Source organism: Streptomyces sp. NPDC047869, from assembly GCF_040704065.1.
In the GTDB taxonomy this organism is placed as follows: Bacteria; Actinomycetota; Actinomycetes; order Streptomycetales; family Streptomycetaceae; genus Streptomyces.
Map to the genome: position 1 here is coordinate 321,064 of NZ_JBEYRK010000001.1, position 14,470 is coordinate 335,533.

General features: G+C 72.8%; 12 protein-coding genes. 6 read left to right on the forward strand and 6 right to left on the reverse strand.

Translation table 11 applies throughout. The features are described from left to right. Window positions 1-41: 41 nt before the first annotated feature. From AB0924_RS01490 to AB0924_RS01505, 4 genes are read left to right on the forward strand one after another with little or no spacing between them, the layout of a single operon-like run. Window positions 42-623 (forward strand): hypothetical protein, encoded by a 582-nt coding sequence (locus AB0924_RS01490; protein ID WP_366910406.1) that lies wholly within the window; start codon window positions 42-44, stop codon window positions 621-623. Window positions 624-644: 21 nt separating this feature from the next. Then, window positions 645-2,057, forward strand: coding sequence for a peptidoglycan-binding domain-containing protein (locus AB0924_RS01495; protein WP_366910407.1), 1,413 nt, complete (start codon window positions 645-647; stop codon window positions 2,055-2,057). Then, a complete protein-coding gene (locus AB0924_RS01500; protein WP_358929484.1) occupies window positions 2,054-2,800 on the forward strand; it encodes an ABC transporter ATP-binding protein in 747 nt (248 codons plus the stop codon). The genes AB0924_RS01495 and AB0924_RS01500 overlap by 4 nt, the downstream gene beginning before the upstream one ends. Then, window positions 2,797-4,011: an ABC transporter permease gene (locus AB0924_RS01505; RefSeq protein ID WP_358929486.1), complete on the forward strand. Its 1,215-nt coding sequence runs from the start codon at window positions 2,797-2,799 to the stop codon at window positions 4,009-4,011. Before AB0924_RS01500 ends, AB0924_RS01505 begins: the two co-directional genes overlap by 4 nt. A 347-nt stretch (window positions 4,012-4,358) precedes the next feature. Here the strand turns inward: AB0924_RS01505 and AB0924_RS01510 are convergent, their stop codons facing one another. Then, on the reverse strand, window positions 4,359-5,975 hold the full coding sequence (locus tag AB0924_RS01510; RefSeq protein ID WP_366910408.1) for an ATP-binding protein: 1,617 nt from the start codon (window positions 5,973-5,975) through the stop codon (window positions 4,359-4,361). After that, window positions 5,972-6,679: a response regulator transcription factor gene (locus AB0924_RS01515; protein WP_366910409.1), complete on the reverse strand. Its 708-nt coding sequence runs from the start codon at window positions 6,677-6,679 to the stop codon at window positions 5,972-5,974. The genes AB0924_RS01510 and AB0924_RS01515 overlap by 4 nt, the downstream gene beginning before the upstream one ends. Before the next feature lie 382 nt (window positions 6,680-7,061). On the opposite strand from AB0924_RS01515, the gene AB0924_RS01520 reads away from it, so the two are divergent. Continuing rightward, on the forward strand, window positions 7,062-7,418 hold the full coding sequence (locus AB0924_RS01520) for an SH3 domain-containing protein (protein ID WP_358929492.1): 357 nt from the start codon (window positions 7,062-7,064) through the stop codon (window positions 7,416-7,418). A gap of 100 nt (window positions 7,419-7,518) precedes the next feature. On the opposite strand, the gene aspS is transcribed toward AB0924_RS01520, so the two are convergent. Then, a complete protein-coding gene (gene aspS / locus AB0924_RS01525; protein ID WP_366910410.1) occupies window positions 7,519-9,282 on the reverse strand; it encodes an aspartate--tRNA ligase in 1,764 nt (587 codons plus the stop codon). Between the two features lie 176 nt (window positions 9,283-9,458). On the opposite strand from aspS, the gene AB0924_RS01530 reads away from it, so the two are divergent. After that, the gene (locus AB0924_RS01530; protein WP_366910411.1) at window positions 9,459-11,582 is read left to right on the forward strand and encodes a SpoIIE family protein phosphatase; all 2,124 of its coding nucleotides are present in this window, start codon (window positions 9,459-9,461) and stop codon (window positions 11,580-11,582) included. Here the strand turns inward: AB0924_RS01530 and AB0924_RS01535 are convergent. The 3 genes from AB0924_RS01535 to AB0924_RS01545 all read right to left on the reverse strand — a co-directional run bounded on the left by AB0924_RS01535 (window position 11,552) and on the right by AB0924_RS01545 (window position 14,335). Continuing rightward, window positions 11,552-12,598 (reverse strand): AI-2E family transporter, encoded by a 1,047-nt coding sequence (locus AB0924_RS01535; protein ID WP_358929498.1) that lies wholly within the window; start codon window positions 12,596-12,598, stop codon window positions 11,552-11,554. The two genes, AB0924_RS01530 and AB0924_RS01535, sit on opposite strands and share 31 nt — an antisense overlap. A 149-nt stretch (window positions 12,599-12,747) precedes the next feature. After that, window positions 12,748-13,725, reverse strand: a complete 978-nt coding sequence (locus AB0924_RS01540) for a pirin family protein (protein WP_366910412.1) — start codon at window positions 13,723-13,725, stop codon at window positions 12,748-12,750. 136 nt (window positions 13,726-13,861) lie between these two features. Next, the gene (locus AB0924_RS01545) at window positions 13,862-14,335 is read right to left on the reverse strand and encodes an SseB family protein (RefSeq protein WP_358929503.1); all 474 of its coding nucleotides are present in this window, start codon (window positions 14,333-14,335) and stop codon (window positions 13,862-13,864) included. Window positions 14,336-14,470: the final 135 nt, after the last annotated feature.

Consider the following 14,470-nt stretch of genomic DNA (forward strand, 5'->3'; position numbering starts at 1 on the left):
CGGAACAGGCCGGGCGGCGACGGCGTGAAGGGGACACGGTGATGAGTGCGCGGCGGCGGTTCGGGACGCGGACCTGGCTGGTCGGGGTGGCGGTGGCGGCCGTGGTGGGCGTCGCCGGCTGCGGCGGTGACGGCGACAGCGGCGGGGAGGTCGCCTCGGCGGGCGGCGGCAAGGCGGGCGCCGGCGCCTCCAAGAACGCGTCGAGCGAGCTGACCGAGTACGTCGACGCCCAGCGCAAGTGGGTCGAGTGCCTGCGCGGCGCCGGGCTCGACGCGCCGGACCCCGACGCCGCAGGCAAGGTGGACCTCGGCGACCAGTCCAAGTGGAAGCGCGACCCCAAGGCCCTCAAGGCGCAGGAGAAGTGCGCGGACCTCAGCGTTCCGGTCCCGGAGAGTGTCGAGCAGGCCCAGCAGCCCGAGCTGTCCAAGGCGGAGATCCGGAAGAACCAGAAGTACGCCAAGTGCATGCAGGAGCACGGCGCCGCCGACTTCCCGGACACCGACTCCGGCGGCCACTTCCGTGACGTCACCTGGGACTCCACGTCCGCGGGCGCCAAGCGGGCCACACGCGCGTGCGCCTCCGTCATCGGCGTGCCCACCGACGCGCCCTCGGCCCAGGGCTGACGGGCCGGTGCCGTGGACGTCATGAAGGACGGACACCACGAGCCGGTGGCGGGAGCGGCGGACCCCGAGGGCCCCGGGGACACGGGCCCGGTCCTCGGGCCCGACCGGGCCGCCGCACGCCGGCGGAACAGGCTCGCTCTCGTCGTGGCCGGCTTCCTCGTCGTGACCGGCGTCAGCGTCGTCGGTGCCCTGGGCCTCGGCGGGGGCGGCGGCTCGGACGACGCCGCGGCACCGGGCCGCAGCAGCCAGGTCGTACACGTCACGCGGGCCACCCTCACCGACCAGACCGAGGTCGACGGGCAGCTCGGCCACGGCCCGCAGGTTCCCTTCCCGGTCAAGGCGAAGGGCACGGTGACCTGGCTGCCGGCCACCGGGACCACCCTGCGGCGCGGTCAGACGGTGATGCGGGCCGACGACCGTCCCGTGGTCCTGCTGTACGGCAGTCTGCCGATGTACCGGGAGCTGGGGGTCGTGGAGCCGGAGCGCCCGGATGCGGCGGCGGGCGACGGGGCGGCCACGGGCGACGGCACGGCCACGGGCGACGGCGGGCCGGCGGGCGGCAAGTCCCCGGCCGGGGCCACCCCGTCCGCCTCGGTCACCCGCCCGGGCGCCGCCGCGGCGGCACCTCTGCACGGCATGGACGTCAAGCAGTTCGAGAGCAACCTCAGCGCCCTCGGCTACTCGGGCTTCACCGTCGACGAGTCGTACACCGAACTGACCGCGAACGCCGTCAAGCGCTGGCAGAGGCATCTCGGGCTGCCGCAGACCGGCCGGGTCGGCGCCGGCGACGTCGTGTACGCGCCCGGCCCGGTACGGGTCGCGGGCACCAGTGCCCGCGTCGGGGACGAGGCCGCCGGCGGTCAGGTCAGCTACACCAGCACCTCCCGCATGGTGACGGTCAGCGCTCCGGCCGCCGGCACGGACTGGGCGCGGCGCGGCGGCGAGGTCACCGTGGACCTGCCCGACGGCCGCTCGGTCAAGGGGACCGTCGCCAGCCTGGGCTCGGACGCCTCGTCGGCGTCCGGCGGGGGCGGTGACGGCGCGGGCGCGGGTGACGGCGGAGGCGACGGCGGTGGCGCGGACGGGGGTTCCGGCGGTGGTTCGGACGGCAAGCCGGCGACCGTCTCCGTCGTGATCACCTTCGACGACCAGGGCTCCCTGGGCCGGCTGCAGAGCGGACCGGTCACCGTCCGGTACACGCAGAAGCAGCGCAAGGACGTCCTCACCGTGCCGGTCGCCGCGCTGACCGCGCTCGCCGAGGGCGGTTACGGCCTGGAACTCGCCGACGACGGCACCGAAGGCGGCGGCAAGGGCGGGGACGCCGGCGGTCCGGGACGCTTCGTCCCGGTGCGGACGGGGCTGTTCGCCGGGGGCAAGGTGGAGGTCAGCGGTCCGGGCGTGCGCGAGGGCATGAAGGTGAGGATCCCCAAGTGACCCCGCAGGACGTCGAGTACGCCGCCCCCCTCGCCCCGGTGGTCGAGTTCGCGGGCGTCTCCAAGACGTACGCCGGGGGCGTCAGGGCCGTGGCGGACGTCGACCTGACCATCCGGCACGGCGAACTCGCCTGCGTCGTCGGCCCGTCCGGGTCGGGCAAGTCGACCATGCTGCATCTGATGGGCACCCTGGACAGGCCGTCCGCCGGGCGCATCGTCATCGACGGGTACGAGGTCGCCGGCCTCTCCGACCGGGAGCTGTCCGCGCTGCGCGCGCAGCGCGTCGGGTTCGTGTTCCAGCAGTTCCACCTCGCGGTCGGGGTGCCCGTGCTCGACACGGTCGCCGACGGCCTGCTGTACACCGGGGTGCCGCTGCGGGAACGCCGGCGCCGGGCCGCGCGGGCGCTGGCCCGCGTCGGGCTCGACCACCGGCTCGGCCACCTCCCGCACCAGCTCTCCGGCGGCGAACGGCAGCGGGCCGCGGTGGCCCGCGCGGTGATCGGTGAACCGGCGCTGCTGCTCGCCGACGAGCCGACCGGCAACCTCGACTCGGCCTCCGGGGCCGCGGTGCTGGCGCTGCTGCGGGAACTGCACACGGCCGGCACCACGGTCGTCGTCATCACGCACGACCGGGAGATGGCAGAGGTGTTCGACCGCAGGGTGGAGATGAGAGACGGACGCGTCGTGGCCGACAGCGGCAGCGGCCCGCGCACGGCCACGGCGGGTACGGGGGACCGGCGATGAGGCCGGGCACCGCGGGCGGGGGCACGCTCCGGCCGGCCCGGCTGCGGCCCGCCGACTTCCTGCGGCTCGGGGGCACCGGACTGCGCACCCGGCCGCTGCGCGTCTTCCTGTCCGCCCTGGGGATCGCGATCGGGGTGGCCGCGATGGTCGCCGTGGTCGGCATCTCGTCCTCCAGCCGGGCGGAGGTGGACCGCCGGCTGGACGCGCTGGGCACCAACATGCTGCGGGTCGCCCCCGGGCGGACGCCGGACGGCACGGCGACCCGGCTGCCCCAGGAGGCGGTGCCGATGATCCGGCGGATCGGGCCGGTGGACCAGGTCGCGGCGACCGGTGAGGTGAAGGACGCGGCGGTCTACCGCAACGAGCACATCCCCGTGGGGCGTACCGGCAGTGTGGAGGTGGCCGCGGCCGGGGCGGAACTGCTGCCCGCGGTCGGCGGCGAGGTGCGGGCCGGGCGGTGGCTGACCGAGGCGACCGAGGAGTACCCGGCGGTGGTGCTCGGCGCGCAGGCCGCCCGCCGGCTCGACGTCTACACGCCGGGCACCCGGCTCTGGCTCGGCGGCAAGTGGTTCTCCCTGGTCGGTGTCCTGGAACCGGTGCCGCTCGCGCCGGAGATCGACGGTTCGGCGCTGGTCGGCTGGCAGGCGGCCCGGACGTACCTGGGCTTCGACGGCCATCCGTCGACGGTGTACGTACGGGCCCGTGACGACCGGGTGTCCCAGGTGCGGGCGGTGCTCGCGGCGACGGCCAACCCGGAGAAGCCCAACGCCGTGCTGGTATCCCGGCCCTCCGACGCGCTGGCCGCCCGGGAGGCCACGGAGTCCACGCTGACCGGGCTGCTGCTCGGCCTCGGTTCGGTGGCCCTGCTGGTGGGCGGGGTCGGGGTGGGCAACACCATGGTGATCTCGGTCCTGGAACGCCGCCCGGAGATCGGGCTGCGCCGCGCGCTGGGCGCCACGAGCGGGCAGATCCGGGGCCAGTTCGTCTCGGAGTCACTGCTGCTGTCGGCGCTGGGCGGCCTGGGCGGCACGGTACTGGGCACGGCGATCACCGCGGTCTTCGCGTCCGTACGGGGCTGGCCGACCCAGGTCCCGGTCTGGGCGACGGCGGCGGGCGTCGCCGTCACCCTCCTCATCGGAGCCCTGGCAGGCCTGTACCCGGCGGTCCGAGCGGGCCGCCTGACCCCTACGGAGGCGCTGGCGGGGCCGTGAGCCCAACGGCCGCCGGCCGGCCACCGGTCCCTCGCCGCCGGCCGGCCGCCAGGCCCCTCGGCGACCGGACACCGTCCCCCTGCCACTGGGGGCCGCCGAGCCCTTCACCGCCGGACGGCGCCCTTCACCGCCGGACGGCCGCCGGGCAGCCCTCACCGCCCGGTGGCCGCCGGTCCCTCATCACCCGGTGGCCGTCGCCCTTCGCGACGGGCACGGCCGTCCGCCGTCAGGCGCGAGCGCCGAGGCCGTCACCGCGTGACCGCGGCCGCGGCCCCGCGCCCCGACACCGGCGTCACCGGCGTCACCGCGACGGGCACCCGACCACCACCGGCCCCGCGCCGCGCCGCTCACCTCACCGCCCCCAGCGTCACCGTGAACGTGGTCCCGGTGCCCACCCGGCTCGTGGCCTCGATGGTGCCGTCGTGGTCGGTGACGATCTGGCGGGTGATGGCGAGGCCGAGGCCGCTGCCTCCCGTGGTGCGGCCCCGGGCGGGGTCCGCGCGCCAGAAGCGGTCGAAGAGGTGGGGCAGTTGCTCCGCGGGGATCCCCTTGCCCGTGTCCCGCACGAGGAGCACCGCCGTGTCGCCCCGGCGCTCGGCGGAGAGGGTCACCGTCCCGCCGGGCGCGGTGGCCCGCAGCGCGTTGCCGACCAGGTTGCCGACCACCTGCCGCAGCCGGTCGGCGTCGGCGTGGACCCGTACCGGACGGGGTGCCTCGGTCCGCAGCGTCACACCGGCGGCCTCCGCCTGGGTCAGATGGGCGGTGCGGCTGGTCTCCAGCAGGTCGCCGAGGTCCACGACGGCCCGGTGGTAGGTGAGCGCCCCCGCCTCGGCCAGCGCCAGGTCCTGGAGGTCGTCGACGATCCGCTGCTGCAGCATCGCCTCCTCGTGCAGGGAGTCCAGCAGTTCGGGCGTCGGTTCGACCACGCCGTCCCGCAGCGCCTCCAGGTAGCCGCGCACGTTGGCGAGCGGGGTGCGCAGTTCGTGGGCGATGTCGGCGGTGAGTCGGCGCTGGCGTTCCTCGGCGGCCTGCAGCGAGTGGGCCATGCGGTTGAACGCCCGGCCCAGCTCGGCCATCTCGTCGCGCCCGGAGACCGGCACCCGCCGCTCCAGCTCGCCCTCGCCGAGGTCCCGGGCGGCCGAGGTCAGGGCCCGTACCGGCCGCAGCACCGCCCGGCTGAGCAACAGCGCGCCGAGCACCGCGACCAGGGCGACACCGGAGGCGACCGCCACGGTGGGCGCGGCGGCCAGGCCGGCCGGTGCCTCGCCCCGGAAGCCGAGCCCCACCTGAAGGCGCGGCGGGGCGAGGGTGGCGGTCCGTTCGTTGAAGACCCGCTGCAGACAGGCGGTGAGGCGCTGTTCGCCGGAGCAGCGGGAGACGGCCGCGTGGTCCTCCCCCGCCCGGGGGTCGGCTCCGGGGTCGGGCTGGACACACTGGGCCTGGTCCCGGTCGGTGCTGATCCGGGGGATGCCGGTCCGCCCGGTCCGGGCGGTGACCTGTGCGCCGGCCCTGGTCAGGCAGGTGGCGTAGGTGACGGCGGACCGGTAGTCGGCGATCGCGGCCACCGTCCGCTTGACCGAGGCGAGCGGCACCGAGGTCTCCGGCAGCCGCAGCCGGGGCCGGGGGTCGACGAGGACGGGCGGCTGTCCGCCGACCGGGCGCGGGGTGCGGCCGGCCAGGGTGTCGGAGTCGGCGAGCAGGACGTCCGTCTCGGTGCCGACCCGGATCCGCTGACCGGTGTCCGCCGCCAGCTTCCGCACGGTGGGGGCCACGCCGTCCCAGGTGCCGTGCCGGAAGCCGTACGACTGGAGGGCGCCGGTGATCCGCGCCACGTCCTGGCGTCCGGCGGTCACCGAGTCCCGTGCCTGGCTGGTCGCCTGCCGTAACGTCAGCCAGGCGGTGGCTCCGGTGGCGGTCAGGGCGATGAGGGCCAGCAGGGCCAGCACCCGCAGCCGGAAGCTCACCGCGTCCCGCCGTCCGGCGCCGGCGTCGCCAGGCGGTAGCCCCGCCCGTACACGGTCTCCACGTACCGGGCTCCGTCGCGGCCCCGCTCCAGCTTCCGCCGCAGGTTCATCACATGCGCGTCCACGGTGCGTTCCAGCACGTTCTGGTCGAACCCGAAGACCCGGTCGATGATCTGCGCCCGGGTGAAGGCCCGCCCCGGCTCGCCCGCGAGCACGGCCAGGATCGCGAACTCCTTGCCCGTGAGCGGCACCGGTCCCCCGGCCACCCGCACCTCGAAGCGCGCGGTGTCGATCTCCAGGTCGCCGACCGTGAGCAGGGCCGGCCGTTCGCCCTCGGCGGCCCGCGCCCGGCGCAGCAGCGCCCTCACCCGTGCGGTCAGTTCGCGGGGGCTGTACGGCTTGGTCATGTAGTCGTCGGCCCCGAGGTCGAGGCCGAGCAGCAGGTCCTCCTCGGTGCTGCGGGCGGTCAGCAGCAGGATCGGCACCCGGGAGTCCATGCGCAGGATGCGGCAGACGTCGAGTCCGTCGACGTCCGGCATCATCACGTCGAGGACGATCAGGTCCGGCCGGGAGGCGCGGGCGCGGTCGATCGCGGAGCGTCCGTCGGCCACGAGCTGGACGTCGTGCCCCTCCCGTTCCAGGTAGATACGGATGAGTTGCGCCTGTTTCACGTCGTCCTCGGCCACCAGTATGCGAGCGGTCAACGCGACTCCTTCGCCTGGGATTTCACACCGTACCGGATTGCACCCGCACTGATCAGGGGCGGATACGGAGCTTTCTCATCCGCCGCGGGCCGGTAATGGGAATTCCGGAATCCGCGGATCCATGAGCCGGCGACCGTACATTTCGAGCCGAACGGCGACCCCGCTCAGAGTTGTACGCATGTCACACAACAGCACAGGAATGGCCTATTCCCCCATCATGCTTTTTCGGTCGCACATCGATCAGAAACGGACATCCCTTATCGGAAGCATTTCTTCAGTCCGCCCGGCACCGAATCGTACTAGTGCCACTCGGGACCCGGACGATCCCGGGTGACGCGAAAGGAAAAGCAACAACGACAAGAACAACGACGATGGGGGTTCAATGAAGCGTCGATTCGCAGTCGTTCTGCCCACGCTCGTGGCGGTGGCCGCGAGCCTGCCGATCGCCCTGGCGACCACGCCCGCCTCGGCGGCCGCGTCGTGCGGCAAGACCGTGGCGGACAAGGACTCGAGCGCCTGGAACAAGACGGCCGACGGGGCCAACGAGCGCAGCGGCTCCAGCACCGGCTGTGCGATCAACGGGATCGCCTACTCCACCCAGCGGCTGGACTACCACTGCTACACCGTCGCGGGCGACTACACCTGGACGTACGTCCGCAACGACAGCACGGGGGTGTACGGCTGGATCCGCGACGATCTGCTGAGCGACTACGGCAGCTCGGTGTACTGCGGATTCTGACACCGCGAAACGGAATCCACCCAGGAATCCGGCACGGCACAAAAAAGGGCGGCCCCCCTGTGGGGGCCGCCCTCCGGCCGTCGTTGAAACGGCGCGCGAATTACTTCGGCTGCGGCTTCCGGACGGAAAGGTGCAGCTCGCGCAGGCGCGACTCGTCCAGCTCGGTCGGCGCGCCCATCATCAGGTCCTGGGCGTTGCCGTTGAGCGGGAAGGCGATCGTCTCGCGAATGTTGGGCTCGTCCGCGAGGAGCATGACGATCCGGTCCACGCCGGGCGCGATTCCGCCGTGCGGCGGGGCGCCGAAGCGGAAGGCACGGAGCATGCCCGCGAACTTGTCCTCGACCGTCTCGCGGTCGTAACCCGCGATCTCGAAGGCCTTGAGCATGATCTCCGGCTCGTGGTTCCGGATGGCGCCGGAGGACAGCTCGACACCGTTGCAGACGATGTCGTACTGCCAGCCGAGGATGTCCAGCGGGTCCTGGGTCTGCAGCGCCTCGAGGCCGCCCTGCGGCATCGAGAACGGGTTGTGCGAGAAGTCGATCGCGCCGGTGTCCTCGTCCTTCTCGTACATCGGGAAGTCGACGATCCAGCAGAAGCGGAAGACGTTCTCCTCGAAGTGCCCGGCGCGCCGGGCGGCCTCGACGCGCACCGCGCCCATGATCTTCGAGACCTCGTCGAACTCGCCGGCGCCGAAGAAGATGGCGTGGCCGGGCGCCAGCGACAGGCGCTTGGTCAGCTCGGCGACGTTCTCCTCGGTGAGGAACTTGGCGATCGGGCCGGACAGCGTCCCGTCCTCGCCGACACGCACCCACGCCAGGCCCTTCGCACCCAGCGAGACGGCGAAGTCACCCAGCTGGTCGAAGAACTTGCGCGGCTGGTCCTGGACCGCCGGCACCGGCAGCGCACGCACGTGCTTGCCGGCGAACGCCTTGAACTCCGAGCCCTCGAACACGTCGGTGATGTCGACGAGTTCCAGCTTGGCGCGCAGGTCCGGCTTGTCCGAGCCGTACTTCAGCATCGCCTCGCGGAACGGGATCCTCGGGAAGGGGGAGGTGACGTGGCGGCCGCCGCCGAACTCCTCGAACAGCTCCGTCATGAGCTTCTCGATCGGCTGGAAGACGTCCTCCTGCTCGACGAAGCTCATCTCGACGTCGAGCTGGTAGAACTCGCCCGGCGAGCGGTCGGCGCGGGCGTCCTCGTCGCGGAAGCAGGGCGCGATCTGGAAGTAGCGGTCGAAGCCGGAGATCATCAGCAGCTGCTTGAACTGCTGCGGGGCCTGCGGCAGCGCGTAGAACTTGCCGGGGTGGATCCGGGAGGGAACGACGTAGTCGCGGGCGCCCTCGGGCGAGGTGGCGGACAGGATCGGCGTCGCCATCTCGTTGAAGTTCATCGCCGCCATCTTGTGCCGCATCGCGGAGATCACGGCCGTGCGCAGCATGATGTTGCGGTGCATGCGCTCGCGACGCAGGTCCAGGAAGCGGTACTCCAGGCGCCGCTCCTCGTTGACCCCGTCCTCGGCGTTGATGGTGAAGGGCAGCGGGGCCGCGGCGCCGAGCAGCTCGACCTCGGAGACCTCGACCTCGATCTCACCGGTGGGCAGGTCGGCGTTCACGTTCTCGGTTCCACGTGAAACAACGCGGCCGTCGACGCGGACCGTGGACTCCTTGGAGAGCTTGTCCAAGGCCTCGTACGAGGAGGTGCCGGGACGGGCCACGAGCTGCGTGATGCCGTAGTGGTCGCGCAGATCGATGAAGAGGATGCCGCCCAGGTCGCGCCGATTGTGCAGCCAGCCACTCAGCCGGACGTCGGTGCCGACGTCAGAGGCGCGGAGCTGGCCGCAGGTGTGGGACCTGTACCGATGCATCGTCGTTCATCGTCCTTCGTGGTGGGGTGATGAGTGCCGGGACTGCCGCCCCGGCGGGGGCCGGGCACGGGGCCCGGACCCATCAAGGGTACCGGGCACGCCAAGATCGGCTCCCCATCATTTACGGCGACCGCCAAGGGTGGCAGTTATCGATCGCATCTCCTTAAATTGGGGCAATGCGTACAGGCGAGCCCCTGCCGTCCGTCGGTGGCGTCCTCACCGCCCTCGCGACCGGGCTGTGGCACTGGGACACCGCCGCCGGACTGGTCACCGTGGACGGGGAGGCGGCGCGGCTGCTCGGGCTGCCCCCGGAACCGGTCACCCTCACCGAGAACCAGACCCGGGCACGGCTGCACCCGGAGGACTGGAACGAGATCACCGGGGTGGTGCCGCTGGCGGTCGACGAGGGCACGCTCGCCGAGGTGCGGATCCGGATCATGGACGAGGAGGGCCGGGTCGTACGGGTCGTACGCAGCCGCTCGAAGCCGTCCTTCGACCCGGACCGGCGGGCGTACGAGCTGATCGGCACGCTCCAGGAGGTCACCGAGCCCACCCCGGGCACCGCGGCGGCCCGCAACGCGGTCACCGGCGACTGGCGCCGCTCGCGGGAGGCGTTCCTGCTGGACGCCGGCCGGGCGCTGGCGGAGGCGCGGTCCACGGCGGAGGTGCTGCGGGTCGCGGCCGGGCTGTCCATGCCCGGGTTCTCCCCGGACGGACTCGCGGTGTTCGGCGTGGAGGGCGACCGGCTGACGGTGATCGGCCACCACGGGCAGCAGCCCGGCGAGGACGAGCCCTTCCTGCACATGCCGCTCAGCACGGACTACCCGGCGGCCGAGGTGGTCCGCACCGGCCGGGCCGTCTACCTCTCCTCCGCCGAGCAGTACCGGACGCGCTACCCCGTCACCTGGCCGCTCGCCCGCCACTTCGAGCGCCGCTCCTGGGCGTTCCTGCCGCTGACGGCGGCCGGGCGCACCATGGGCGCCTGGATGGCTGCCTTCACCTACCCGGTGGCCTTCACCCCGGACGAGCGCGCGGTCCTGACGACGGTCGCCCGGATGCTCGCCCAGGCCCTGAACCGGGCCGGCGCCGCCGACACCCAGCGGGAGCTGACCGAGGGCCTGCAGCGCTCCATGCTGCCGTCGCTGGGCCCGGAGATCCCCGGGATGACGGTGGCCGCCCGCTACATCCCGACCGGCGGCGGGCTGCAGGTCGGCGGCGACTGGTACGACATGATCCCGCTGCCCGCGGGCAGGTTCGCGCTGGCCATCGGCGACGTCCAGGGCCATGACGTCCGAGCGGCGGGCCTGATGGGCCAGCTCAGGATCGCGCTGCGCGCCTATGCCTCCGAGGGCCACCGCCCGGACGCCGTGCTCTCCCGCGCCGCCCGCTTCCTGCACGGCATCACGCACGACGCGCACATGACCGACATGCGCTTCGCGACCTGCCTGTACGTCGAGGCGGATCCGGCCACCGGCATGCTGGAGATCGCCCGCGCCGGGCATCCGGACCCGGCGATCCGCATGGCCGACGGCACGGTGATGATGCGGCCGACGGCGGGCGGGGTGCCGCTGGGCGTCGACCCCGACGCCGACTACCCGACCACCCGGTTCACGCTGGAGCCCGGCGAGACCCTGATGCTGTGCACCGACGGCCTGATCGAGACCGGCGGCCACGACATGGAGAGCGGCTGGCGGCGCATACGCGCGATCCTCGAGGAGCACACCGGCGATCTGGAGTCGATGGCCGACGCGCTGGTGCAAGGCGTGCACGGGCCGTCCTCGCACCACACCACCGGCCCGCTCGCCGACCGCCGCGAGGACGACATCGCGCTGCTGCTGCTGTGCCGGCAGGGCGCGGGCTGCGGCCGCGACGACACCCTGACCCTGCGGCCCCGGCTGCGGCGCACCCTGCTTCCGGTGGCCCAGGACGAGCCCGAGCGGATCGCCGAGGCCCGCCGGCACCTGCGCGAGCTGCTGCACGACTGGGTGTCGGCCGAGCAGGTGGACTCCGCGGTGCTGCTGGTCTCCGAGATGGTGACCAACGTCCTCGTGCACACCGACGCGGACGCGCTGCTGCTCGCCGAGGTCGCCGGGGAGCCGGGCGGGCGCCGGCTGCGGGTGGAGGTCACGGACTCCGGCGACGATCTCCCGCACCGGCGGCGGCCCGGGGAGCTGGCCTCGTCCGGCCGCGGTCTGATGCTGATCGAGCTGCTCGCGGACCTCTGGGGCGTCGACCCGCGCGGCAAGGGCAAGAGCATCTGGTTCGAGCTCTACGAGTCCGACGGCCCGGCCGCCGTGTGACGTTCACGGAGCTCGTTCACGACGCCGAAGGCGGCCGCGGTCAGCGGCACCGAGAGCAGCATGCCGAGGATGCCCGCCACGGACGCCCCGGCGGTGATCGCCAGCAGCACCACCGCGGGATGCATATGCACGGTCCGGCTCTGGATGGCCGGCTGGAGCACGTGCCCCTCCAGCACCTGCACCGCGAGCACCACCCCGAGCGCCCACAGCGCGATGACGAAACCCCGGTCGGCGAGGGCGACCAGCACGGCCACCGCGCCCGAGATGAAGGCGCCCAGGTAGGGGATGTAGGCGCCGACGAAGACGAGCGCGCCGAGCCCGATCGCGCCGGGCACCCGAAGGATCAGCAGGCCGACGGTGATGCAGACGGCGTCGATGAGCGCGATGAGCGTGGTGCCGCGCATGAACCCCTGCACCGCGCCGAAGGCGCGCCGCGCCATCGCCTCCAGGGCGCCGCCCCGGGGGCCGGGGGCGACGGTCCGGAGCGCCTCGGCCGCCCGGTGGGAGTCGCGCAGGAAGAAGAAGACGAGCAGCAGCGCGAGCAGGGCCATGGCCAGGTACTCGCCCACCACGCCGACTCCGCTGAGGACGTTGGAGGCCGCGGTCCCGCCGTACTTGCCCAGCAGCTTCTTGGCGTTGCCCAGCAGATCGTCCAGCCCGGTCCCGGCGGCCCCGAAGTGCCTCGTCAGGGCCCTGACGGCCTGCCGTACCGACGCGATGATCTGGTCACCGGTGTCGACGAGGGCGGCGACCACGATGTACACGGCACCGCCGACGACGGCCACCACGGCGACGCAGGTCAGCGCGGCGGCGAGCGACCGCTGCACCTTGGCCTTCACGAGCCGCCGGTACAGCGGGCCGAGCAGCGCCGTGCCGAGCAGCGCGAGCAGCACCGGCACGACGGCGGTACGCAGCGCCGCGCACAGCCGGATCGCGACCCACCCGACCCCGGCGACCAGCAGCACGACGGCGCACCAGGCGGCGAGACGGCGCACGGACTCGGGCAACAGCGACACACCCCCAGCGGATCACGCCCCAGGCCGGTCTGTCCTGCCGCACGGGCCCGGCCGGGTGAGGGCTTGCGGCCCCGCACACGCCCGTCGCCCGGACCGCTGGACGGGCGGGCCGGGCGACGGGGGCGGAGTGGCGGGGGCGGAGTCGCGGGTCAGGCCTGGGGGCCGCCCGGGGTCATGCCGTGGACGGCCGGGACCGTGCCGAGGCGGCCCTTCTGGAAGTCCTCGAAGGCCTGCATCAGCTCTTCCTTGGTGTTCATGACGAACGGGCCGTAGTGCGCCATGGGCTCACGGATGGGCTGTCCGCCGAGGAGGACGACCTCCAGGTCCGGGGTGTGCGAGTCCTGCCGCTCGTCCGCGCGGACCGTCAGCGAACCGCCCGCGCCGAAGACGGCGGTCTGGCCCAGGTGGATCGGCCGGCGCTCGGCACCGACGCTGCCGCGGCCCGCCATGACGTAGGCGAGGCCGTTGAAGTCCTCGCGCCAGGGCAGGGTGATCTCGGCGCCCGGGGCGAGGGTCGCGTGGATCATCGTGATCGGCGTGTGCGTGATGCCGGGGCCCGCGTGACCGTCCAGCTCGCCCGCGATGACACGCAGCAGCGCGCCGCCGTCCGGGCTGGTCAGGAGCTGGACGCTGCCGCCGCGGATGTCCTGGTAGCGCGGGGCCATCATCTTGTCCTTGGCCGGGAGGTTCACCCACAGCTGCAGGCCGTGGAAGAGGCCGCCGGACATGACCAGCTGCTCCGGCGGGGCCTCGATGTGCAGCAGGCCCGAGCCCGCGGTCATCCACTGGGTGTCGCCGTTGGTGATGGTGCCGCCACCGCCGTTGGAGTCCTGGTGGTCGAAGATCCCGTCGATGATGTAGGTGACGGTCTCGAAGCCGCGGTGCGGATGCCAGGGGGTGCCCTTGGGCTCGCCCGGCGCGTACTCCACCTCACCCATCTGGTCCATCATGATGAACGGGTCGAGGTGCTGGTAGTTGACCCCGGCGAACGCCCGGCGCACCGGGAAGCCCTCACCCTCGAAACCGCCGGAGGCGGTCGTGACGGAGAGCACGGGCCGTGCCACCGCGTCGGCGGGAGCGGTCACGCGGGGCAGGGTCAGCGGGTTCTCGACGGTCACTGCAGGCATGGTCGGTACCTCCTTGTGCGTCACTTTAGTTGAGCGTTGAACTTTCTGCCACCCCACAACAGAACGAGCCCGGAGGGCATTCCCTCCGGGCTCGCAGCGGGGTGCGGGTCAGCCGCCGCCCGCGCAGCAGCGGCGGCTAGCCGTACATACGGCGCATGGCGAAGTCGACCATCTGCTCGACCGCCTTGGCGTCGAACACCATCCGGTGCTCGCCCTCCATGTCCAGGACGAAGCCGTAGCCGCTCGGCAGCAGGTCGATCACCTCGGAGCCGGTGATGACGAAGTACTTGGACTCCTTGCCCGCGTACCGGCGCAACTCCTTGAGCGAGGTGAACATCGGGATCACCGGCTGCTGGGTGTTGTGCAGGGCGAGGAAGCCGGGGGTGTCCCCGCGCGGGCAGTACACCTTCGACGTGGCGAAGATCTGCTGGAAGTCCTCGGCGGGCATCTGACCGGTGGTGAAGGCGCGCACCGCGTCCGCGAGCGAGGGTGGGGAGGGCTCCGGATAGAGCGGCGGCTGCTGGCCGTACCCACCGACACCGCCCTGCTGCGGGGGGACGTAACTCTGCTGAGCGGCGCCACCGTCCATGGGCTGGCCGTATCCGTACATGCGCAGAAGAGTACTCAGTCACAGATGACGGAATCGGGCTTGCGTCTTATTACTGACGGGTAGCATCATCGGAGCTACTTGTTGGTACGTGAACCAGATGCGAGGAGTCAGTGCCTCGCCGAGTCCGATACGGAG